Raw genomic sequence first — 838 nt, forward strand, 5'->3', positions numbered from 1 at the left:
ACCTGTGGATGCAGCGGGATGCGGCGGGGAATGCGAACAGCCAGGTGGTGAACACGTCGGGGAATATTGAGACGCAGGGTGGCGATATTACAATTAAAACTAATCGTTTTTTTAATCATTACGAAGTTTTTGATGTAAAAATAGAAAGCAGTAGTCCGACTAATTCAGGGGACTTAAATAAACAATTACCTTCCAATGCCCATTTTGGGGAGGACAGTAAAGGTCCTTACATTGAAGTTAAGATGCATATTGATCTTATACCCGATGAAGTTGTACTCAGTAACGGACCGGAAGAAAATGTAACTATACACACGCAAGGTACCGCAGGGAGACTTTCTGCAGGAAAAGATTTGAATATTTCCAGCAATGAGCTTATTAATCAGGCCAGTAATATGCTGGCAACTGGCAATATCAATATTTCCGGAAATCAGTTAAATAATCAAAGTTACCAGTCTGGTAAAAGCTCCAGTGAAATTGTTTACCAATTATCCACTATGTCAGGCTCCGATGGTGATTTCCCTACGGTTGTTTACAGGCCTAAGAGTTCTTCAGGTTCTGTTCCTGATGGCCCCGTTTACCGCGCTGTTATACAAGCCGGCGGTAACGTTAATGCAAACTTTACCAGCAACATCAGCAACACCAATACCACTGCGAACGCGGGCGGCGTCAGCAACGTTATCTCCACCCCGTCGCTGAACACCCTCAGCAACCAGACCATCGGCAGCGGCGTGCAAAAACAGGGGCTGAACGCTACCGGCACTGTGGCGGTGAACTCGCCGCAGTGGAACGATCGGCTCCAGTGTGCGCTGCAGCAGCTTAACGGCGGCGGCGCGCTGGA

1 pseudogene is annotated in these 838 nt (G+C 47.6%); it reads left to right on the forward strand.

What is annotated here, in order from left to right:
- Positions 1–838 (forward strand): annotated as a pseudogene (locus F0319_RS22290) (hemagglutinin repeat-containing protein); the annotation flags it as partial.

The organism is Enterobacter vonholyi (assembly GCF_008364555.1).
GTDB lineage: Bacteria > Pseudomonadota > Gammaproteobacteria > Enterobacterales > Enterobacteriaceae > Enterobacter > Enterobacter vonholyi.